This window comes from Amycolatopsis sp. NBC_00348, assembly GCF_036114655.1.
Taxonomy (GTDB): Bacteria; Actinomycetota; Actinomycetes; order Mycobacteriales; family Pseudonocardiaceae; genus Amycolatopsis.
Map to the genome: position 1 here is coordinate 2,863,178 of NZ_CP107994.1, position 24,802 is coordinate 2,887,979.

Annotated in this window: 1 protein-coding gene (only partly in view); it reads left to right on the plus strand. The window is 75.3% G+C overall.

Features of this window, described 5'->3' with window-relative positions:
* On the plus strand, positions 1 to 24,799 hold the 3' portion of the coding sequence (locus OHS58_RS12780) for a type I polyketide synthase (protein WP_328648347.1). Its footprint begins 18,848 nt before the window's first position; only the last 24,799 of its 43,647 coding nucleotides appear in the window; its start codon lies beyond the left edge, outside the window; its stop codon occupies positions 24,797 to 24,799.
* Positions 24,800 to 24,802: the final 3 nt, after the last annotated feature.

Here is a 24,802-nt window from a genome sequence, read left to right on the forward strand (position 1 = left end):
CCTGCGCAACCGGCTCGCCGCGGCGACCGGCCTGGTGCTGCCGACGACCGTGGTGTTCGACTACCCGAACCCCGGCGCGCTGGGCGGGTACCTGGACGCCGAGCTGTCCGGCGTGACCCCGGCGGCCACGCCGGTGAAAGCCGCGACGGCCGCCGACGACGACCCGATCGTGGTTGTCGGCATGGGCGTCCGGCTGCCGGGTGGCGTGACCAGCCCCGAAGACCTGTGGGACCTGCTGAGTCGCGGTGGCGACGCCATTTCGGGCTTCCCGGCCGACCGCGGCTGGGACCTGGACCCGGCCGGGTCGTTCGCGCGGCTCGGCGGGTTCCTCGACGACGCCGGCCTGTTCGATCCGGAGTTCTTCGGGATCTCGCCGCGGGAAGCCGTGGCGATGGACCCGCAGCAGCGGCTGCTGCTGGAGACGTCGTGGGAAGCCCTCGAACGGGCCGGGATCGATCCGGCTTCGGTGCGCGGCCGCGACGTCGGCGTGTTCACCGGCGCGGCCGGGCAGGACTACGGCGCGCGGCTGCACGAGGTGACCGGGCCCGGCGAGGGTTTCGCGCTGACCGGGACGTCACCGAGTGTCCTTTCCGGCCGGGTGTCCTACGTGCTCGGCGCGCAGGGGCCGTCGCTGACGGTCGACACGGCGTGCTCGTCGTCGCTGGTCGCGCTGCACCTCGCGGCGCAGTCGCTGCGCTCCGGTGAGTGTTCGCTGGCGCTCGCCGGTGGTGTGACGGTGATGGCCTCGCCCGGCGTGTTCGTCGAGTTCGCGCGGCAGGGCGGGCTCTCGGCCGACGCGCGGTGCAAGGCGTTCTCCGACACCGCGGACGGCACCGGCTGGGCCGAGGGCATCGGTGTCCTGGTGCTGCAGCGGCAGTCCGACGCCCGGCGTGAAGGCCGGGAGATCCTGGCCGTGGTCAAGGGCACGGCCGTCAACCAGGACGGTGCGTCCAACGGCTTGACGGCGCCCAACGGCCCGGCCCAGCAGGCGGTGATCCGCCAAGCCCTGGCGAACGCCGGTCTGCGCCCGTCCGAAGTGGACGCGGTCGAAGCGCACGGCACCGGCACCGTGCTGGGTGACCCGATCGAGGCGCAGGCGTTGATCGCGACCTACGGCCAGGACCGGGACGCGTCACGCCCGCTGCTGCTGGGCGCGTTGAAGTCGAACATCGGGCACACGCAGGCCGCGGCCGGGGTCGCGGGCGTGATCAAGATGATCCTCGCCCTGCGCCACGGCACCCTGCCGCGGACCCTGCACGTCGACCGGCCGTCGGCCCAGGTGGACTGGTCGGCCGGCACCGTGCGGCTGCTGACCGAGGAGACGGTCTGGCCCGAGGGTGACGGCCCGCGCCGCGCCGGTGTCTCGGCGTTCGGCGTCTCGGGCACGAACGCCCACGTCATCCTCGAACAGGCGCCTCCTGTCGAGTCCATTGTGGACGCCGAGCCGGTGGCCGGGATCGTGCCGCTGGTCGTGTCGGCCCGCAGCGAGCGGGCGCTGGCCGAGCAGGCGGACCGGCTGCTGACCGCCCTCGACACCGATCTCGGCGCCGTCGCCGGGGCGCTGGTCTCGTCGCGCGCGGTGTGGGAGCACCGCGCGGTCGTCGTGGCCACGGACCGCGACCGGGCCCTCGACGGCCTGCGCACCGTCGCGTCCGCCGGGCTGCGCCGTGGTGTCGTGCGCGGTGAGGTCGATCCCGCCGTGGACGGTGTGGGTGTCCTGTTCACCGGCCAGGGCTCGCAGCGGCCGGGCATGGGCCGTGAGCTGTACGAGACGTTCCCGGTGTTCGCGGAATCGTTCGACGCGGTGTGCGCGGAACTCGACCCGCTGCTGGGGGTTTCGCTGCGGGAGATCGTGTTCGGGACCGAGCTGGACGGCACGCTGTTCACGCAGGCGGGCCTGTTCGCGGTCGAGGTCGCGATGTTCCGGCTCGTGACGTCGTGGGGTGTGCGGCCGAAGGTGGTCGCCGGGCATTCGCTGGGGGAGATCACGGCCGCGCACGTCGCCGGGGTGCTTTCCCTGGCCGACGCGGCGAAGCTGGTCGCGGCGCGCGGCCGTCTGATGGCCGACCTGCCGCCGGGTGGCGCCATGGTCGCGATCGAGGCGGCCGAGGCCGACGTGCTCGCGGCCCTCGACGGCGTGGTGTCGATCGCGGCGGTCAACGGACCGCAAGCCGTGGTCGTCTCCGGTGCCGCCGAGGCGGTGCACGTGGTCGCGGCGGAGTTCGCCGCCCGCGGCTGCCGGACCAAGGCGTTGACGGTCAGTCACGCGTTCCACTCACCGCTGATGGACCCGGTGCTCGACGAACTGCGCACGGTCGCCGAGTCCCTGACCTACCAAGAATCCACGGTCCCGGCGGTGTCCACCGTGACCGGTGCCGTCGTGACGGACGACTGGCGCTCCCCGGAGTACTGGGTCGAGCAGGTGCGCCGTCCGGTGCGCTTCGCCGACGCCGTCACCGCGATGGGACCGCTGTCGGTGCTGCTGGAGCTGGGACCGGACGGCGTTCTCACGTCGCTCGCCGACGCCCTCGGCGTGCCTGCGGTTGTGCTGACCCGGCGGGATCGATCCGAACCCGAGACGGCCGTCCTCGCGCTGGCCGAACTGTTCGTGCGCGGCAACGACGTCGACTGGGCCGCGCTCGTACCGGCCCCGCGCCGCGTGGTGCCGCTGCCCACCACGGCGTTCCAGCACCGTCGCTTCTGGGCCGACCCCCCGGCGGCGCGGATCGTCGACGCCGACGCGCCGTTCTGGCAGTCCGTCGAAGCCGGGAACAGCGCGACCCACGGCGACCCCGCCGCCCTCGAAACCGCCTTCGCCGCGCTGTCACGGTGGCGGCAGGACCAGCAGGACGAGTCGGCCGTGCGCTCCTGGTCCTACCAGGTCGAGTGGGAACCCGTCAGCCACGAAGTCTCGCCGCTCAGCGGCCGCTGGCTGGTCCTAGCCGGCGCGGACACGACCCTCGACGCGATCACCCTCGACCCGGCCGCGGCCGACCTGGCCGAGCGAATCGCCGCGGCCGGTCCGGTCGACGGCGTGGTGTGCCTGCCAGACACCGTGGCCGACCTGGTGACCGCGGTGCGCGCGCTGGTGGCCACCGGGACGACCGCGCGGCTCTGGTGCGTCACCCGCGGCGCCGTCACCACCGGAGAAACCGACCCCGCCCCGGACCCGCACGCCGCGGCGCTCTGGGGCCTCGCGCAGACCGTCGCACTCGAACACCCCGAGCTGTGGGGTGGCATCGTCGACGCCACCGACCCGGCCGAAGCGATCGCCGTGCTCACCGGCACCCCCGCCGAAGACCAGCTCGCGATCCGCCCAGCCGGTGTGTTCGCCCGCCGCCTGGTCCCGGCACCCGAAGCGCCGTCCGGCGCGGGCTGGACCCCGCGCGGCACCGTCCTGGTCACCACCGCGACCGACGGCGTCGCCGCACCGGTCCTCCAACGCCTCGCCGCCGACGGCGCGGAACACCTGGTACTGCTGGACTTCCGCGGCGACGCGGCCACACCGCCCGCCATGCCGGACGGCGTCCGGGTGACCTTCGCGGCCTGCGCCCCTGACGACCGCGACGCCGTCGCCGCGCTGCTCGCGGAGTACCCGCCGGACGCGGTGGTCCACACCGCGGCCGTCACCGGCGATGTCACCGCCGCCGTCGACCTCGCCCCGGCGGACTTCGCGGCCGGCGCGGCTGCCGCGCTGCTCGACGAACTCCTGCCCGACCTCGACGCCTTCGTGCTCTTCTCCTCGGTGGCCGGGGTGTGGGGGTCGGCGGGCCAGGGGGCCGCCGCGGCGAACACCGGCTTCCTCGACGCCCTCGCGCACTCGCGACGCGCTCGCGGCCGGACGGCCCTCGCCGTGGCCTGGGGCCCGTGGTCGAGCCCGGACGTCCGGCACGCCGGTTCCGCCGACGAGTGGGCACGCCGCGGTGTGCTGCCGATGCTGGACGCCGACCTCGCCCTGACCGCCTTGGCGCACGCGCTGCGCCACGACCGCCCGGCGGTGGTCATCGCCTCCGTCGACTGGGCGCGGTTCGTCCCGCTGGTCACCGCCCGGCGCCCCAGCCCGCTCCTGCGGGCCCTCGCCGGCGCGGACACCCCGGTGGCCGGTTCGGCCGCCGACGACCTGCGCGCCCGGCTGGCCGGCCTCGACGCCGACGCCCGGTCGGCGCTGCTGGTGGGTCTGGTGCGCACCGAAGCCGCCGACGTGCTCGGCGCCGGTGAAGGCATCGGCGCGCGGCGCTCGTTCCGCGACACCGGGTTCGACTCGCTCACGGCCGTGGAGCTGCGTGACCGCCTGCAGGCCGTGACCGGGCTCGCGCTGTCCCCGACCGTCGTGTTCGACCACGCCGACCCGGTCGCGCTCGCCGCCCACCTCGAGGCCGAGCTGACCACCGGCCCGGCGCCCGTGACGACGGCCGAAGCCACCGTCACGGCGACCGACGAGCCCATCGCGATCGTCGGCATCGGCGTCCGGCTGCCCGGCGGGATCACCACCCCGGACGGCCTCTGGGAGCTGCTGCGCACCGGCGGCGACGCGATTTCGGCGTTCCCGGCCGACCGCGGCTGGGACGTCGACGGCCTCTACGACGCCGACCCCGACGCGGTCGGCAAGTCCTACACCCGCTCCGGCGGCTTCCTCCGCGACGCGGCCCTGTTCGACCCGGGCTTCTTCGGCATCTCGCCGCGCGAGGCCCTGGCCATGGACCCGCAACAGCGGCTGCTGCTGGAAACCTCGTGGGAGGCCCTGGAGCGGGCGGGCGTCGACCCGACGTCGCTGCGCGGGCAGGACGTCGGCGTCTTCACTGGCCTCTCGTACCAGAACTACGGGCAGGGCGCGCGCGACGCGGACCTCGACGGCCTGCTCTCGATCGGCGGCACCGGCAGCGTCGCGAGCGGCCGGGTCTCCTACGTCCTCGGCGTCCGCGGCCCGGCGATGACGGTCGACACGGCATGTTCGTCGTCGCTGGTGGCCATCCACCTCGCCGCGCAGGCGCTGCGCTCGGGCGAGTGCACGACGGCGCTGGCCGGCGGCGCGGCGATCATGGGCACGCCCATGCCGTTCGTGGACTTCTCCCGCCAGCGCGCGCTGTCCCCGGACGGCCGCTGCAAGCCGTTCGCGGCGGCCGCCGACGGCACCGGCTGGGCCGAAGGCGTCGGCGTGCTCGTGCTGCAGCGGCTCTCGGACGCCGTCCGCGACGGCCGCGAGATCCTCGCCGTCGTCAAGGGCACCGCCGTCAACCAGGACGGCGCGTCCAACGGGCTGACCGCGCCCAGCGGCCCGGCCCAGCAGGCCGTGATCCGCCAGGCACTCGCCAACGCCGGACTGTCCACTTCGGACGTCGACGCCGTCGAAGCGCACGGCACCGGCACCGCGCTCGGCGACCCGATCGAGGCCCAAGCGCTGCTGGCCACCTACGGCCGTGATCGTGACGTCCCGCTCTGGCTGGGCTCGCTGAAGTCCAACATCGGGCACGCGCAGGCGGCTGCCGGGGTCGCCGGCGTGATCAAGATGATCCTCGCCCTGGGCCACGCCGTGCTGCCGAAGACGCTGAACATCGACGAGCCGTCCGCGAAGGTCGACTGGTCGAGCGGGTCCGTCGCGCTGCTGACCGAAGAGACGTCCTGGCCCGAGCTGGGCCGCCCGCGTCGCGGTGCGGTGTCGTCGTTCGGCGTCAGCGGCACCAACGCGCACATCATCCTGGAGCAGGGCCCCGAGGGCGTTCCGGCCGCCGAGGACGAGCCAGGCGTCACGCCGGTCGTGGTGACGGCCCGGACCGAGGCGGGACTCGCGGCGCAGGCCGATCAGCTGGCCGGATTCCTGGCCGCCGACGGCGACTTCGCCGGTGTGGCCGGTTCGCTGGGTGCGGCACGGGCGCGCTGGGAGCACCGCGCCGTCGTCGTGGCCGCGGACGCCGCCGAGGCAGTGGCCGGGTTGCGGGCGCTCACCGCACCCGAGGTCGTGCGTGGCGTCGCCGGCGCCGACACCGGCCGCACCGTGCTGGTCTTTCCCGGCCAGGGCGCGCAGTGGCCCGGCATGGGCGCGGACCTGTGGGCCACCGAACCGGTGTTCGCCGCGCGGATGGCCGAGTGCGAGGCCGCCCTGGCGTCACATGTGGACTGGTCCCTGTCCGACGTCGTGCGCGGCCGGGACGCCGCGGCCCTCGGCCGGGTCGACGTCGTGCAGCCCGTGTCGTGGGCGGTGATGGTGTCGCTGGCCGCGCTGTGGCGTTCGGCCGGGTTGCGCGTGGACGCCGTCGTCGGGCACTCGCAGGGCGAGATCGCCGCAGCCTGCGTGGCCGGCGCACTGTCCCTGGCTGACGCGGCGCGGATCGTGGCGCTGCGCAGCAAGGTGATCGGCGAAGAACTCTCCGGCCACGGCGGGATGCTCTCGATCGCGACCGGCGCGGACGACGTCGACCTCACGGCCTGGGACGGCCGGGTCGAGCTGGCCGCGGTGAACTCGCCGTCCGCCGTGGTGCTCGCGGGCGAACCCGCGGCGCTGGCGGAGGTCCGCGACCGCTACGACGCCCGTGGCGTCCGGACGCGGCTGATCCCGGTGGACTACGCCTCGCACACCGTCCAGGTGGCCGGCGTCGCCGAGCAGCTGACCGCCGTCCTGAGCGGCACCGGACCGGCCGCGCCCGCCATCCCGTGGTACTCCACTGTGGACGGTGCGTGGGTGACCGGCCCGCTCGAACCCGGCTACTGGGTGCGCAACCTGCGTCAGCCCGTCCGGTTCGCCGACGCCGTGAAGGCGCTGGGGGAGCAGGGCTTCGGCGTGTTCGTCGAGTCCAGCTCGCACCCGGTGCTGACCGCCGCCGTGCAGGACACCCTGGCCGGCACCGACGTCGTCGTGGCCGGGACGCTGCGGCGCGACCAGGGCGACCGCGCGCGGTTCGTCCGGTCGCTGGCCGAGGTGTTCGTCCGGGGCGTCGACCTCACCTGGGCCGGGTTCCTGCCGGCCCGCCGCGCGTCTTCGGCGATGCCGACGACGGCGTTCCAGCACCGGCACTTCTGGCTGCGGCCCGAGGCGGCCACCGGCGACGCGGCCGGTGCCGGCCTTGTCGACGCCGGCCACCCGCTGCTCGGCGCCGTCGTCGACACCCCGGACACCGGCACCCTGGTGCTCACCGGCCGGCTCAGCCCGGCCCGCCAGCCGTGGCTCGGCGAGTACGTCGTCGACGGCGCGCGCCTGCTCCCGCCCGCGGTCCTGGTGGAACTCGCGATCCAGGCCGGCGACCACACCGGCTGCCCGACCCTGGAACGCTTCGACGCCGGTTCCGCGGCGGTCCTGCCGGAGGACGGCGCCCTGCGCGTCCAGGTCGTGGTCGGAGCCGCTGACGACACCGGACGACGCCCGATCGCCGTCCACACCCGGCCGGAGACCGAGGACGCCGCGTGGACGTTCCACGCCAACGGCATCCTCTCCACCGCGCTCACCACCGCAGCGCCCGCTGAAGAGTGGCCGCCGTCAGGCGCTCAGGCCGTCGACGTTCTCACCGAGCACGGCCCGGCCTTCCAAGGCCTCACGGCCGCCTGGCGCCGCGGCCGCGAGCTGTTCGCCGAGGTCACGCTGCCGGAGCCAGTCGACTCCTCAGGCTTCGCGCTGCACCCGGCGTTGCTGGACACCGCGCTGCAGGCGATCGGCGGCGACCTGCCGGTCGCGTGGACCGGCGTCACGCTGCACGCCACCGGCGCGACCGTCGTCCGGGCGCACCTCACCCCGGCAGGCGACGGCTGGTCCGCCGAGCTGACCGACCTCGCCGGGCAGCCGGTGCTGTCCGTGGCCTCGGTGACGACCGGCCGCGTCCGCGCGGTGCGGCCGGAACCGGCCGACTCGTCGTACGGCCTCGACTGGCTCGCGCTCCCGGACCTGGTCGCGGCCCCTGTCGGGCGCACGCGGACCGTGCAGGACGCCGCGGGATTCGCCGAGCCCGCCGACTGGTACCTGCTGCCCGTCCCGGCCGAACCCGCCACACCCGAAGGCATCCGGGCCGCGACGGGCCAGGTTTTGCTGGTGCTCCAAGCGTTCCTGGCCGACCCGAACCTCGCGGACGCGCGGCTGGCCGTGCTGACCCGCGGCGCGGTGGACCCGCTCGGCGGGGACGCCGACCCGGTCGCGGCGGCGGTGTGGGGCCTGGTGCGCGCCGCGCAGACCGAGGACGCCGGCCGGATCCTGCTGGCCGACGTCGACCGCGACCTCACCGACGCCGCCCTGTTGGCCAGTGCGGCCGCCGCCGGCGAGTGGCAGCTCGCCGTGCGCGACGACGTCGTGTGGGTGCCGCGCCTGACCCGGCTCACCGCCGAAGCCGAGCGCAAGGCGGTGCTGGACCCCGCGGGCACCGTGCTTGTCACGGGTGGCACTGGCACGCTGGGTGCGGTCGTCGCCCGGCACCTCGTCACCGAGCACGGCGTGCGCAGCCTGCTGCTGTCGTCGCGTCGTGGCCTTGAGGCCGAAGGCGCCGAAGACCTGCGGGCCGACCTCACCGGGCTCGGCGCCCGCGTCGACGTCGTGGCCTGCGACGTCGCCGAGCGCGAGCAGGTCCGCGCGCTGCTGGCGCACGTCCCGGCCGACGCGCCGCTCACCGGCGTGCTGCACCTCGCCGGGCTTCTCGACGACGGCGTCATCGCCGCCCTGGACGCCGGCCGGCTCGACACCGTCTTCCGGCCGAAGACCGACGGCGCGATCCACCTCGACGAGCTGACCCGCGGCCACGACTTGGCCGCGTTCGTGCTGTTCTCCTCGGTGTCCGGCCTGATCGGCGGCCCGGGACAGGGCAACTACGCCGCCGCGAACGCGTTCCTGGACGCGCTGGCGACCCGGCGGCGAGCCGCGGGCCGCGCGGCGACGTCGCTGGCGTGGGGTCTGTGGGCCCCGGCGAGCGGGATGACCGCGCACCTCGGCGCCGCCGACACCGCGCGGATGGCGCGTTCTGGCATGAAGGCGCTCGGCGAGACGCAGGGCATGCGATCGCTGGACCTCGCGCTCGGCTCGGCCCGTGCCGTGCTGGCGCCGATGCTGCTGGACGTCCCGGCGCTGCGGGCCCAGGCCCGCTCGGGTGCCGCGCTCTCGCCGCTGCTGCGGACCGTGGTCGGGCACGTCCGAGCCACCGCGACCAACACGGCGGCGGTCACCGGCGTGCCGACGCTGCTGGCCGGCCTCGACACCGCCGCCCGGCGCGCGCTGCTCGTGGAACTGGTGCGGACCGAAGCGGCCGTCGTGCTCGGCGGCGACACCCCGCTCCCGGAGTCGCGGGCGTTCCGCGACGTCGGCTTCGACTCACTGACCGGCGTGGACCTGCGCAACCGGCTGGCCGCCACGACCGGGCTGACGCTGCCGTCCACCGTGGTCTTCGACCACCCGAACCCCGGCGCGCTGGCCGACTTCCTGCTGGCCGAGCTGTCCGGCGTGGTCCAGGAGGCCGCGCCGGTGGCCGCCGCGATGGTGACCACGGACGACCCGATCGTGATCGTCGGCATGGGTGTCCGGCTGCCGGGCGAGGTGGGCAGCCCGGCGAACCTGTGGGACCTGCTGCGCCGCGGCGGCGACGCTATCTCCGCCTTCCCGGACGACCGCGGCTGGGACGTCGACACGCCCTCCACCACCCGGTCCGGCGGGTTCCTGAGCGGCGCCACCCTGTTCGACCCGGAGTTCTTCGGGATCTCGCCGCGCGAAGCCGTCGCGATGGACCCGCAGCAGCGCCTGCTGCTCGAGACGTCGTGGGAAGCCCTCGAACGGGCCGCGATCGACCCGCAGTCGCTGCGCGGGCAGGACGTCGGTGTGTTCGCGGGCGCGTCGCCGCAGGGCTACGGCGGCGCCCTCGGCGACAGCGAGGGCTTCGCGCTGACCGGGACGTCACCGAGTGTCCTTTCCGGACGGATCTCGTACGTCCTGGGCGTGCGCGGCCCGGCCGTCACGGTGGACACGGCGTGCTCGTCGTCGCTGGTCGCGCTGCACCTGGCGGCGCAGTCGCTGCGGTCTGGTGAGTGCTCGCTGGCGCTGGCCGGCGGTGTGACGGTGATGGCCTCGCCCGGCGTGTTCGTGGAGTTCTCCCGCCAGGGCGGGCTGTCCGCGGACGGCCGGTGCAAGGCGTTCTCCGCGGCCGCCGACGGCACGGGCTGGGCCGAAGGCGCCGGTGTCCTCGTGCTGCAACGACTGTCCGACGCGGTCCGCGACGGCCGTGAGGTCCTGGCCGTGGTCAAGGGCACCGCGGTCAACCAGGACGGCGCGTCCAACGGCTTGACGGCGCCCAACGGCCCGGCCCAGCAGGCGGTGATCCGCCAAGCGCTGGCCAACGCCGGTCTGGCTGCGTCGGACGTCGACGCGGTGGAAGCCCACGGCACCGGCACGGTGCTGGGCGATCCGATCGAGGCGCAGGCGTTGATCGCGACCTACGGCCAGGACCGGGACGCGACGCGGCCGCTGCTGCTGGGTGCGTTGAAGTCGAACATCGGGCACACCCAGGCCGCGGCGGGCGTCGCGGGCGTGATCAAGATGGTGCTCGCGCTCGGCCACGGCGTGCTGCCGCGGACGCTGCACGCCGACGAGCCGTCGGCCGAGGTCGACTGGTCGGCCGGGACCGTACGGCTGCTCGCCGAGGAAACCGCGTGGCCGGACCTCGGTGCGCCGCGCCGGGCCGCGGTGTCGTCGTTCGGCGTCTCCGGCACGAACGCCCACGTCGTCCTGGAACAGGCGCCTGCCGCCGACCGAATCGAGTCCGATGTGGACGTTCCGGTCGTACCGCTCGTCCTGTCCGCGCGCAGCGAGGAGGCGTTGACCGAGCAGGCCGACCGGCTCGCGGCGTTCCTCTCGGACCGCACCGACCTCGCCGCCGTCGCCGGTTCCCTGCTGTCGTCGCGCTCCCGGTGGGAACACCGCGCGGTCGTCGTGGCCCGGGACCACGCGAGTGCCCTCGCCGGGCTGCGTGACGGGACCGCCGTCCGAGGCGAGGTCGATCCCGCCGTCAGCGGCGTCGGCGTGCTGTTCACCGGCCAGGGTGCGCAGCGGCCGGGCATGGGCCGCGAGCTGTACGAGACGTTCCCGGTGTTCGCGGACGCGTTCGACGCCGTGTGCGCGGAGCTGGACCGGTGCCTGGGCGACACCGTCCCGGTGCGCGACGTCGTGTTCGCCGAAGCGGGTTCCGCCGTCGCGGCGTTGCTCGACGACACGTTGTTCACGCAGGCCGGGCTGTTCGCCGTCGAGGTGGCGATGTTCCGCCTGACCGAGTCGTGGGGCGTCCGGCCGCAGGTCCTGGCCGGGCACTCGCTCGGCGAGATCACCGCGGCGCACGTCGCGGGCGTGCTATCGCTCGAGGACGCGGCGAAGCTGGTGGCGGCGCGCGGCCGGCTGATGTCGGACCTGCCGCCCGGCGGCGCGATGGTCGCCATCGAGGCGTCTGAGACGGACGTGCTGGCCGCGTTGACCGACGGCGTCTCCATCGCCGCCGTCAACGGGCCGGACTCGGTCGTCATCTCGGGTGCCGCGGATGCGGTGCATGCGGTCGCGGCGGAGTTCGTCGGCCGCGGTCGCCGTACCAAGGCGCTGACGGTCAGCCACGCGTTCCACTCCGCGCTGATGGACCCGATGCTCGACGCGTTCCGCGTGGTCGCCGAAACCCTGACCTACGGGCCGCCGTCGATCCCGGTGGTGTCGATGGTCACCGGCACGCTCACCGACGACCTGCGCACTCCGGAGTACTGGGTCGAGCAGGTGCGCCGTCCGGTGCGCTTCGCCGACGCCGTCGCCGCGATGGGACCGCTCTCGGTGCTGCTGGAACTGGGCCCGGACGGCGTTCTCACGTCGCTGGTCGACACGCCCAGTGTCGCGCTGACCCGGCGCGACCGGCCCGAGGCCGAGACCGCCGTCACCGCTCTGGCCGAGCTGTTCGTGCGGGGCAACGACGTCGACTGGACCGCGCTGGTCCCGGTCCCGCGGCACGCCGTGGCGCTGCCGACGACCGCGTTCCAGCACCGCCGGTTCTGGCTGGCCCCCGTCACGTCCGGCGACGCCACGAGCCTCGGCCAGGTGTCCCTGGACCACCCGCTGCTGGCCGCGGCGATGGAGGCCCCCGGCACCGGCGGTGCCGTGCTGACCGGCCGGTTGTCCACGGCGCTGCAGCCGTGGCTGGCCGACCACGCCATCGACGGCGTGGTGCTCGTCCCCGGGGCGGCCCTGGTCGAGTTCGCTGTCCAGGCGGGCGACCAGTGCGGCGTGCCGGTCGTCGACGAACTGGTCGTCGAGACGCCGATGGTGCTCACCGGCGCCGCGGCCCTGCGGGTGCAGGTGATCGTCGGCGAGGCCGACGAGACCGGCCGCCGCGAGGTGGCCGTCCACTCCCGCCCGGAGCACGGTGCACCCGGCTGGACCCGGCACGCGACCGGCTGGCTGACCACCGAACCCGTCCCCGCGACGCCGTTGTCCACTTGGCCGCCCGCCGGTGCCCAGCCGGTCGACGTGACCGGCTTCTACGACACCCTCGCCGCGCGCGGCTACGGCTACGGGCCGGCCTTCCAGGCCCTGACCTCGGCCTGGACGCGTGACCGTGAGTTCTTCGGCGAGGTGACGCTGCCCGAGATCGCCGACCCCGCCGGGTTCGCCGTCCACCCCGCGCTGCTCGACGCGATGCTGCACGTGGCGCTGGTCGGGCTCGGCCCGGACGACGGATCGCCCGTCGCGCTGCCGTTCGCGTGGAACCGCGTCGCGGTGCACGCCACCGGCGCCCGCAGCGTGCGCGTCCACGTTTCGGAGCTGCCCGACGGCTCGGTGGCGATGACCGTCGCCGACCAGACCGGCGCGCCCGTGCTGGCGCTGGGTTCGCTGGTCAGCCGGCCGATGCAGGCTCCGGCCGCCACCGGTGACGACGCGATGTTCGCCGTCACCTGGACGGCGTTGCCGCAGGCGGAAACGCGGCCCGCGGAGGTCCGGTACGTCACGACGGCCGCCGACGTCACGGAACCGGCGCCCTGGCTGGTGCTGCCGGTCGACAGTGGTGCTCCCGAGCAGTCCGAGCCCGAGCGGGCGCGGACGGCCGTCGGCACGGTCCTCGCCGTCCTGCAGGCGTTCCTGGCCGACGCGTCCACAGTGGACAGCAAGCTGGTCGTCACCACGACCGGCGCCGTCGCCACGGGCACCGAGGACGTCGACCCGGTCGCCGCGGCCGTCTGGGGCCTGGTGCGGACCGCGCAGACCGAGCACCCCGACCGGGTCGTGCTCGCCGACCTCGATGCCCCGGCCGAGTTCGTGCCCGGGATCGCCGCGTTCGTCGAGACCGGCGAGACGCAGTTCGCCCTGCGTGACAGCCGGGTTCTCGTGCCGCGGCTGGTGCGGGCGGGTGCCGGTGAGCTGACCGTGCCCGCCGGGACCACGTCGTGGGCGCTGGCGACGACCGGCGGCAAGACCCTCGACGCGCTGGCCCTGCTGCCGCACCCCGAGCTGCCGGAAACCCTGACGGGCAGCCAGGTCCGGCTCGCCGTCCGGGCCGCCGGCCTGAACTTCCGCGACGTCCTGACCGCGCTGGGCCTGTACCCGGGCGATACGGCCCGGCTCGGTGCCGAGGGCGTCGGTGTCGTCACGGCCATCGGCCCGGACGTCACGAGCCTGAAGCCCGGCGACCGCGTGTTCGGCCTGATGGGCCACAGCTTCGGCCCGGTCGCGGTGACCGAGGCCGACCTGCTCGCCCGGGTGCCGGAGTCGTGGTCCGCCGAGGCGGCCGCGACCGTGCCGGTCGCGTTCCTGACCGCGTACTACGCCCTGGTCGAGCTGGCGGACCTGCGGCCGGGCGAAAAGATCCTGATCCACGCGGCCGCCGGTGGCGTCGGGATGGCCGCCGTCCAGCTGGCCCGCCACCTCGGCGCCGACGTCTTCGCCACGGCGAGCCCGGGTAAGCACGAGGTGCTGCGTGGGATGGGCATCCCGGACGACCACATCGCGAACTCGCGCACCCTGGACTTCGCGGCGGCGTTCGGCACGGTCGACGTCGTGCTGAACTCCCTGGCGGGGGAGTTCGTCGACGCGTCGCTGGGGCTGCTGGCCGACGGCGGCCGGTTCCTGGAGATGGGCAAGACCGACATCCGCGACGCCCACCCCGGCGTCATGTACCGGGCGTTCGACCTCTACGACGGCGGTCCGCCGCTGATCGGGCGGATGCTGGCCAAGCTGGTCGACCTCTTCGAGGCCGGTTCGCTGCGGCTGCTGCCCTTCACCACCTGGGACGTCCGCGACGCCGTCGCCGCGTTCCGGCACATGGCCCAGGCCCAGCACGTCGGCAAGAACGTCCTCACCGTGCCGCGCACGCTCGACCTGGCCGGGACGGTGCTGATCACCGGCGCCGGCGCGCTCGGCACGCTCGTGGCCCGCCACGTCGTCGACCTCGGCGTGCGCAGCGTCGTTCTCGCTTCCCGCCGTGGCCCGGCCGCCGACGGTGCTTCGGAGCTGGTCGCGGAACTGCGGGAGCACGGCGCCGACGTCGAAGTGGTCGCGTGCGACCTGGCCGACCGCGCTCAGGTGCGGGCGCTGCTGGCGGGGATACCGGCGTTGACCGCGGTGATCCACACCGCCGGGGTCCTGGCCGACGGCGTTGTCGCCGCCCTCGACGCCGAGCGCGTGGACACGGTGTTCCGGCCCAAGGTCGACGCGGCCGTCCATCTCGACGAGCTCACCCGCGACCGCGACCTGGCCGCGTTCGTCCTGTTCTCCTCCGCCTCCGGCGTCCTCGGCGGGCCCGGGCAGGGCAACTACGCCGCCGCCAACACGTTCCTCGACGCGCTGGCCGTGCGCCGGCGCGCCGCGGGGCACGCCGCGACGTCGCTCGCCTGGGGCCTGTGGCGCCAGGACGGCGGCATGACCGGGCACCTCGCGGCGGCCGACACGACCCGCATGGCGCGGTCCGGCCTCGGTGTCGTCGAAGCCGCGCATGGCATGGCGTTGCTGGACGCCGCGTTGGCCAGTCCGGCGGCGCTGCTCGTGCCGATGGTGCTCGACCTGCCCGCTCTGCGCGCGCAGGCACGGTCGGGACCGATGGCCCCGATGCTGCGCGAGCTGGCCGGCCCCGGCCGGCGCACCGCGCACACCGCCGCGCCCGCCACCGGCGTTCTGGCCGGCCTGACCGGGCTCGACCCCGAACAGCGGCTGGCCGCGCTGACCGACCTCGTCACCGCCGAAGCCGCGATCGTCCTCGGCGGCGGCCGCGGGATCGGCGCCGCCCGGGCGTTCCGTGACGCCGGGTTCGACTCGCTGACCGCGGTCGAACTCCGCAACCGGCTCACCAAGGCCACCGGCGTCCGGCTGCCCGCGACGGTCGTGTTCGACTACCCGACCCCGCGCGCCCTGGCCGGGTTCGTCGACGGCGAGCTGTTCGGCGCGACCGCCGTGGCGGCCCCGGCGCACACCGCCGTGACCGACGATCCGGTCGTCATCGTCGGCATGGGCGTCCGGCTGCCGGGCGGCGTCGCGACCCCGGACGAGCTGTGGGAGCTGCTGCGGACCGGCCGTGACGCGATCTCGGCGGTCCCCGCCGACCGCGGCTGGGACCTCGGCGACACCCACCCGCACTCGGGCGGGTTCCTGCACGACGCGGGCTCGTTCGACCCCGGCTTCTTCGGCATCTCGCCGCGTGAGGCCCTGGCCATGGATCCGCAGCAGCGGCTGTTGCTCGAGACGTCGTGGGAAGCCCTCGAACGAGCCGGGATCGACCCGTCCTCCCTGGGCGGGCGAGACGTCGGGGTCTTCACCGGCCTGGCCTACCAGGGCTACGGCGCCGGGGTGCGGTCGGCGGAGCTGGAAGGCCTGCTGGGCACGGGGTCGGCGAGCAGCGTCGCCGCGGGCCGCGTGTCGTACGTGCTCGGCGTGCAGGGTCCCGCGGTGACGGTGGACACGGCGTGTTCGTCGTCGCTGGTGGCGATCCACCTGGCCGCGCAGTCGCTGCGCTCCGGCGAGTGCTCGGTGGCGCTCGCGGGCGGGGCGTCGGTGATGGCGTCGCCGTCGATGTTCACCGAGTTCGCTCGCCAGGGCGCGCTGTCCGGCGACGGCCGTTGCCGCGCGTTCGCCGAATCGGCCGGGGGCACCGGCTGGGCCGAGGGCGTCGGCGTCGTGGTGCTGCAACGGCGGTCCGACGCGCTACGGGAAGGCCGGGAGATCCTGGCCGTCGTCCGCGGCACGGCCGTCAACCAGGACGGCGCGTCCAACGGCCTGACCGCCCCCAACGGCCCGGCCCAGCAGGCGGTGATCCGTCAGGCGCTGGCCAACGCGGGCCTGCGGCCGTCCGAAGTGGACGCTGTCGAGGCGCATGGCACCGGCACCACCCTCGGGGACCCGATCGAGGCCCAGGCCCTGATCGCGACCTACGGCCAGGAGCGCGACGAGCCGCTGTGGCTGGGCTCGCTCAAGTCGAACATCGGGCACGCGCAGGCCGCCGCGGGTGTCGCGGGTGTGCTGAAGATGGTCCTCGCCATGCGGCACGGGACGCTGCCGCGGACGCTGCACGTCGACACGCCGTCGTCCAAAGTGGACTGGGAATCCGGCGCCGTCCGGCTGCTGACCGACACGACGCCGTGGCCCGAGGCCGGGCGGCCGCGCCGGGCCGGTGTCTCGTCGTTCGGCGTCTCCGGCACCAACGCCCACCTCATCCTCGAACAGCACCCGGCCGAGGTGCCTGCCGCGCCCGAGCCCACCGGTGACGTGCTCCCGATCGTGGTGTCGGCCCGGTCGGAAGCCGGGCTGGCGGCCGAGGCGCGTTCGCTGGCGGACTGGGTCACCGGTCACGGCGACCTCGGCGCGGTGGCCGCGTCGCTGCTGTCGGATCGCGCTCTCTGGGAGCACCGCGCGGTGGTGCTCGCGACGGACGTCACCCAGGCCGCGGACAGCCTGCGCGGCCTGGGTGACGGCGTGCCGGACCCCGGCGTCGTCCACGGCGTCGCGCGGACTCCCGGCAAGACCGCGCTGGTCTTCGCCGGCCAGGGTGCGCAGTGGCCGGGCATGGGCGCGGACCTGTGGGACACCGAGCCGGTGTTCGCGGCCCGGATGGCCGAGTGCGCGGCCGCGCTGGCGCCGCACGTCGGCTGGTCGCTCGCCGACGTGGTCCGCGACCGGGACGCCCTCGACCGGGTCGACGTCGTGCAGCCCGTGTCGTTCGCCGTCATGGTGTCGCTCGCGGCGCTGTGGCGGTCCGTCGGCCTGCGGGTCGACGCCGTGGTCGGGCACTCGCAGGGCGAGATCGCCGCGGCCGTCGTCGCCGGCGCGCTGTCCCTCGAAGACGGGGCGAAGATCGTGGCCCGGCGCAGCCTGCTGATCGCCGCCCGGCTGTCCGGGCACGGCGCGATGCTCGCCGTCGGGATCTCCGGCGACGAAGCGGCCCACGACGTCGAAGACCTGGCCGGCCGCGTGGAGATCGCCGCGGTGAACTCGCCGTCGTCGACGGTCCTGGCGGGCGAACCCGAGGCGTTGAACGGCCTGCGCTCGGCTTACGAGGAGCGCGGGGTGCGCGTCCGGCTGATCCCGGTGGACTACGCGTCCCACACCGTCCAGGTGGCCGGGATCGCCGACGAGCTGGCCGACGCGCTCGGCGACGTCGTCCAGCTCGCGCCGTCGGTTCCGTGGTACTCCACAGTCGACGATCGCTGGGTCACCGAGCCGGTCGCCGACGGTTACTGGCTGCGGAACCTGCGCCAACCCGTCCGATTCGCCGACGCCGTGAAGGCGCTGGGCGAGCAGGGCTTCGGCGTGTTCGTCGAGTCCAGCTCGCACCCGGTGCTGACGACCGGCGTGCAGGACGCCCTGGGTGAGCCCGGCGCGATCGTGGCCGGCACGCTGCGGCGTGACCAGGGCGACCGTGCCCGGTTCGTCCGGTCCATGGCCGAGGTGTTCGCCGAGGGCGCCGACGTCGACTGGACCGGCCTGGTCCCGGCGCGCCGGACGGCGCTGCCCACGACGGCGTTCCAGCGCAAGCACTTCTGGCTCCACGCGGCCGCCGACGGTGTCGCGGGGGCCGGGCTGGAGACCGCTGAGCACCCGCTGCTCGGCGCGGTCGTCGACATCCCGGAGACGGGCGGGCTCGTCTTGACGGGCCGGGTTTCGCCGGCCACCCACCCGTGGCTCGCCGGCACGCTCGTCGAGCTGGTGATCCAGGCGGGCGACCACGCCGGCTGCCCGGTGGTCGACGACCTGCGGATCGAAACCCCGCTCGTGGCGCCGGCTCGCCTGCGGGTGTCGGTCGGTGCCGCAGACGAGACCGGCAAGCGCCCGGTCACGGTCCACTCGCGCCCGGACGGCACGGACACCGCGTGGACCCGCCACGCCACCGCGACCCTGGGCACCGACCCGGCGCCGCGTCCGGCGTCGACGCCGGAATGGCCCCCGGCCGGAGCCGAGCCCCTCGACGTCGACGACTGCTGCGACCGCCTCGCCGCTCAGGGCCACCCCCACGGGCGCGGCCTGCGAGCGGCCTGGGCCCGCGGCGAGGACCTCTTCGCCGAGGTCACCCTGCCCGAGGACGTCGAACCCGCCGGGTTCGCGATCCACCCCGCCCTGCTCGACGCCGCGACGCACGTCGTGCTGGCCCGCGCCGGGACGGACCCGGTGGCGGCCGCCGACTGGACCGGCCTGACGGTCCACGCCACCGGCGCCACCACCGTCCGCGTCCACCTCGTGTCCACAGGGGACGGTGGGCACGCGCTCGACCTGACCGACCCGGCGGGCGAGCCGGTGCTCTCGGCGCGGTCGGTGCACACCCGGCGGATCCAGCTCACGAACTCCACCGCTCGCGAGACGAGCCTCTACACCCTCGACTGGATCCCGCTGCCCGAACCGGCCGCGGTTCCGGCGGTGTCCCCGGTGGAGCTGACCGGCGCCGCGGACCTCGCCGAGGTTCCGGACTGGTTCGTGCTGCGGGTCGACACCGGCGCGCCCTCGCGAACCGAGCCGGAGCGGGTGCGGCAGGCGCTGGAGCACGTTCTGTTTGAGGTGCAAGGCTTCCTGGCCGAATCGGCTTACGCGGACGCCCGGCTGGCGGTCGTGACGCGCGGCGCCGTGAGCGTCGCCGACGAGGTGCCCGATCCGGTCGCCGCGGCCGTGTGGGGGCTGGTGCGCTCGGCGCAGTCGGAACACCCGGACCGGCTGTTGCTCGCCGATCTCGACGACGAGGCCGGTCTCGCGGCCGCGGTGGCCGCCGGCGAAGGGCAGGTCGCCGTCCGCGGTGGCCGCGCCTGGGTGCCGCGGCTGCGGCGTACCACCACCGACGACAAGCCGGCTGAACTCGACCCGGCGGGCACCGTGCTCATCACCGGCGGCACCGGCACGCTGGGCGCGCTGGTGGCCCGGCACGTGGTGGCGGCGCACGGCGTCCGCAGCCTGGTCCTGGTCTCCCGCCGTGGCCCCGGCGCCGACGGCGCGGAAGACCTGCGGGCCGAGCTGACCGGGCTCGGCGCCCGGGTCGACGTCGTCGCCTGCGACATCGCCGACCGAGACCAGGTGCGCGCACTGCTGACGCGGGTCCCGGCCGACGCGGCACTGACGGCGGTCGTGCACACCGCGGGCGTGCTCGACGACGGCGTCCTCGCCGCCCTCGACGCCGACCGGATCGACACCGTGTTCCGGCCCAAGGCCGACGGCGCGGTCCACCTCGACGAGCTGACCCGCGACCGCGACCTGGCCGCGTTCGTCCTGTTCTCCTCCGCCTCCGGCACCCTCGGCGGGCTCGGCCAGGGCAACTACGCCGCCGCGAACGCCTTCCTCGACGCGCTGGCCGAACGCCGCCGCGCCGCCGGGCACGCCGCGACGTCGCTCGCCTGGGGCCTGTGGGCGCCGGCGAGCGGGATGACCGGCGACCTGGCCGCGGCCGACACCGCGCGGCTGGCGCGCTCGGGCATGAAACCGATCGGCGCCGAACACGGGCTGCGGCTGCTGGACAGCGCGCTGGCCACGACCCGGCCCGCGGTGGTGCCGGTGGTGTTCGACGTCGCCGCACTGCGGCAGCAGGCCCGCACCGGACCGGTGCCGGCGCTGCTGCGGGAGATCGTCGGGCACGTCCGCGCCACCGCCTCGGCGGCCGGCACCGGCCTGGCCGCCCGGCTGGCCGGGCTCGACGCGGCCGGCCGGCGCGAGGTGCTGGTCGAGCTGGTCCGCGCCGAAGCGGCCGTGGTCCTCGGCGGCGCGGCACCGGGCGTCTCCCGGGCGTTCCGCGACGCCGGCTTCGACTCGCTGACCGCCGTCGACCTGCGCAACCGGCTCGCGACGGCGACCGGGCTCGCCCTGCCATCGACGCTGGTGTTCGACCACCCGAACCCCGCCGCGCTCGCCGATCACCTCGGCTCGCGGCTCGCGGGCACCGAACCGGCGGCCGACGCAGCCGTCGCCGTCATCAGCACCGACGACCCGGTCGTGATCGTGGGCATGGGCGTCCGGCTGCCGGGTGGCGTGACCAGCCCGGACGGCCTGTGGGAACTGCTGCGCCGCGGCGGCGACGCCATCGCGGAGTTCCCGGCCGACCGCGGCTGGGACGTCGGCTCCACCGGGTCGTTCGCCCGCCGCGGCGGATTCCTCTACGACGCCGGGCTGTTCGACCCGGAGTTCTTCGGCATCTCCCCGCGCGAGGCCCTCGCCATGGACCCGCAGCAGCGGCTGCTGCTCGAGACGTCGTGGGAAGCCTTGGAGCGCGCCGGGATCGACCCGGTTTCGCTGCGCGGTCACGACGTCGGCGTGTTCACCGGCGCCGCCGCGCAGGACTACGGCACGCGGCTGCACGAGGGTGCCGGCAGCAGCGAGGGATACGCCCTGACCGGGACGTCGTCGAGCGTGCTGTCGGGCCGGGTGTCCTACGTGCTCGGCCTGCGCGGCCCGGCCGTCACCGTCGACACGGCGTGTTCGTCGTCGCTGGTGGCCCTGCACCTCGCGGCCCAGTCGCTGCGCTCGGGCGAGTGCTCGGTGGCGCTGGCGGGTGGCGCCACGGTGATGGCGTCACCGGGCGTCTTCGCCGAGTTCGCCCGGCAGGGCGGGCTGTCCGCGGACGGCCGCTGCAAGGCATTCGCCGACGCCGCCGACGGCACCGGCTGGGCCGAAGGCGTCGGCGTCCTGGTGCTGCAGCGGCAGTCCGACGCGCTGCGCGACGGCCGCGAGATCCTGGCCGTGGTGAAGGGAACGGCCGTCAATCAGGACGGCGCGTCCAACGGCCTGACCGCCCCCAACGGCCCCGCGCAGCAGGCCGTGATCCGGCAGGCGCTGGCCAACGCCGGTCTGTCCACTTCGGACGTCGACGTCGTCGAGGCCCACGGCACCGGTACGACGCTGGGCGACCCGATCGAGGCCCAGGCCCTGCTGGCGACCTACGGACAGCGCGACGCCGGACAGCCCGTGCTGCTCGGCGCGCTGAAGTCGAACCTCGGCCACACCCAGGCCGCCTCCGGTGTCGCCGGGGTCGTGAAGATGGTGCTGGCGCTGGGCCACGGCCTGGTGCCGAAGACGTTGCACGCCGACGAGCCGTCGTCGCAGGTGGACTGGTCGGCCGGGGCGGTGTCGCTGGTGACCGCGGAGACGGCGTGGCCGGAGCGCACGACGCCGCGCCGGGCCGCCGTGTCCGCGTTCGGGGTGTCGGGCACCAACGCCCACGTCATCCTGGAAGCGGCGCCCGCGGTGTCCGAATTGTCCACTGTGGCTTCCGGGCCGGTGCCGCTGGTCGTGTCGGCTCGGTCGGCCCGTGCGTTGACCGAGCAGGCCGCGCGCCTGGCCGGGTTCCTCCAGGACGGCGCCGACCTCGCCGCGACGGCGGGCTCGCTGGTGGCCGGCCGGACGACGTGGGAGCACCGGCTCGTCGTCCCGGCGCTGGGCCGGGACGAGGCCGTGGCCGCACTGCGCGACGGCACCGGGGTCGTCCGCGGTGAGATCGATCCCGCCGCCGGCGGCGTCGGGATCCTGTTCACCGGGCAGGGCGCGCAGCGGCCGGGCATGGGCCGCGAGCTGTACGAGACGTTCCCGGCGTACGCGGCGGCGTTCGACGCGGTGTGCGCGCAGTTCGATCCGTTGCTGGGTATTTCCCTGCGGGAAATCGTGTTCGGTGAGGACATGGACGGCACGCTGTTCACCCAGGCCGGGTTGTTCGCCGTCGAGGTGGCGATGTTCCGGCTCGTCGAGTCGTGGGGTGTCCGGCCGAAGGTGCTCGCCGGGCACTCGCTGGGCGAGATCACCGCTGCTCACGTCGCCGGGGTGTTTTCCCTGGCAGACGCGGCGACGCTGGTCGCGGCGCGCGGCCGGTTGATGTCGGCGCTGCCGCCGGGTGGCGCGATGGTCGCGATCGAGGCCGCCGAGGCCGACGTCCTCGCCGTGCTGGGTGACGACGTGTCCATCGCCGCGGTGAACGGGCCGGAGTCCGTCGTGGTGTCCGGTGCCGCCGAGGCGGTGCACGCCGTCGCAGCGGAGTTCGCCGCACGCGGCCGCCGGACCAAGGCGCTGACCGTGAGCCACGCGTTCCACTCGCCGCTGATGGACCCGGTGCTCGACGACCTGCGCGCGGTCGCCGAGACGCTGACCTTCCGGGACGCCGCGATCCCGGTCGTCTCGACCGTCACCGGCACGGTGACCGACGACCTCGGCACACCCGGCTACTGGGCCGAGCAGGCCCGGCGCCCGGTGCGCTTCGCCGACGCCGTCACCGCGATGGGACCGCTGTCGGTGCTGCTCGAACTCGGGCCCGACACGGTGCTGAGCACGTTGGCCAACAGCCTCGACGGCGTCGCACCCGCGGTGGCGCTGACTCGCCGCGACCACGCGGAGGCCGACACCGCGCGCACCGCGCTGGCCGAGCTGTTCGTCCGCGGCATCGACGTCGACTGGAGCGCGCTCGTCCCGGCCCCGCCGCGTCCGGTGGCGCTGCCGACGACCGCGTTCCAGCACCGCCACTTCTGGCTCAAGCCCGCCGACACCACGGTCGTCGACGCGGCCGACGCTGAGTTCTGGCAGGCGGTGGACTCCGGGGACGTCTCGTCGCTGGCGGACACCGGCGACGCCGCGGCGTGGGCGGCCGCTCTGCCGCTGCTGGCGCGCTGGCGCCAAGCCCGCCGGGCCGAGTCCGAGCAGCGCGAGTGGACCTACCGGATCGGCTGGGACCGGGTGCTGCCCGGCCGGGCCGTCGTGGGTACCTGGCTGCTGCTGACCGACCCCGGCGCGGCCGAAGACGGCGTCACGGCGACGTTCGCGGCGGCCGGGATGACCACGAAGACCGTCGTCCTGTCGCCGCACCGCGACGAGCTGGCCGACCGGATCACCGCGGCCGGCGCGGTGGACGGCGTGCTGTGCCTGTCCGACCGGGTCGAGCAGGTGGTGGTGGCGATCCAGGCCCTGCGCGCCACCGGGGCCGGCGGCCGACTGTGGGCCCTGACCCGGGCCGCGGTCGCCACCGGGGACGCCGACGTCGTCGCCCCGCGCGCGTCGCTGATCTGGGGGCTCGGCCAGGTGGCCGGGCTGGAGCACCCGGACCTGTGGGGCGGGCTGGTCGACGTGCCGGCCGTCGCGGACTCCCGGCTGCTGGCCGACGTCGTCGCCGTGCTGACCGGCGGCAGCGGCGAGGACCAGGTCGCGGTCCGGACCGCGGGTGTGTTCGCCCGCCGCCTGCACCGCGCCCCGGACACCTCGGATTCCGACGCGGAGTGGACTCCCCGCGGGACCGTGCTCGTCACCGGCGGGACCGGGGCGCTCGGCGGGCACGTCGCCCGCTGGCTCGCCGGGAACGGCGCGGAGCACCTGGTGCTGCTGAGCCGGGCCGGCGACGCCGCACCCGGCGTACCGGCCCTGGTCGCGGATCTCACCGACGCCGGGGCCCGGGTCGACGTCGTGGCCTGCGACATCGCCGACCGCGACGCCGTCGCCGCCGTCCTGGCCGCCTACCCGCCGGACGCCGTCGTCCACGCGGCCGGCGTCAACAGCGAGGCCACGTTGATCGAGGACTACGAGGCCGCGGACGTCGCCAAGGTGCTCTCGGCCAAGGTCGACGGCGCCGCGATCCTCGACGAGCTGCTCGGCGACCGACCCCTGGACACGTTCCTGCTGTTCTCCTCGATCGCCGGGGTCTGGGGTTCGGCGGGGCAGGGCGCCTACGCCGCGGCCAACAGCTACCTCGACGGCTTGGCGCACGCTCGCCGCGCCCGCGGGCTCGCCGCGCACGCGGTCGCCTGGGGACCATGGTCGGGCGGCGGCATGGCCGGCCACGGCGACATCGAGCGGGAGCTGCGCCGCCGGGCCGTGCTGACCATGGCCCCCGGGCCCGCGCTCGCCGCGCTGGGCCGGGTGCTGCGGCAGGACCGGCCGGCGGTGGTCGTGGCGGCGATGGACTGGCCGCGGTTCGCGCCGATCTTCACCGCGGCCCGGCCGAGCCCGCTGCTCGGCGGCTTGCCCGAGGTCCGCGAAGCCCTGACCGTCGGCACCGAGCCCGGCGCGGGTGCGGACCTGCGGTCGCGGCTGGCCGAACTGCCCGCCGCCGACCGGCTCGAGGTGCTGATCGAGCTGGTCCGGGCGGAGGCGGGCGCGGTGCTGGGCAGCGTCGAGCCGATCGGCGTGCTCCGGGCGTTCAAGGACGTCGGGCTCGACTCGCTCACCGCGGTCGAGCTGCGCGACAAGCTCGCCGCGGCCACCGGGCTCACGCTGCCCGCGACGGTGGTCTTCAGCTACGCCGACGCCACGGCGCTGGCCGGGCACCTGCTGACCCGGCTCGCGCTGCCGGCCCCCGACGAACCGCCCGCACCCGAACCCGACGACGAGGCCCTGATCGCGGGCATGGACGTCGACGAACTCGTGCGCCTCGCACTGGACGGAACCGACTCATGACCA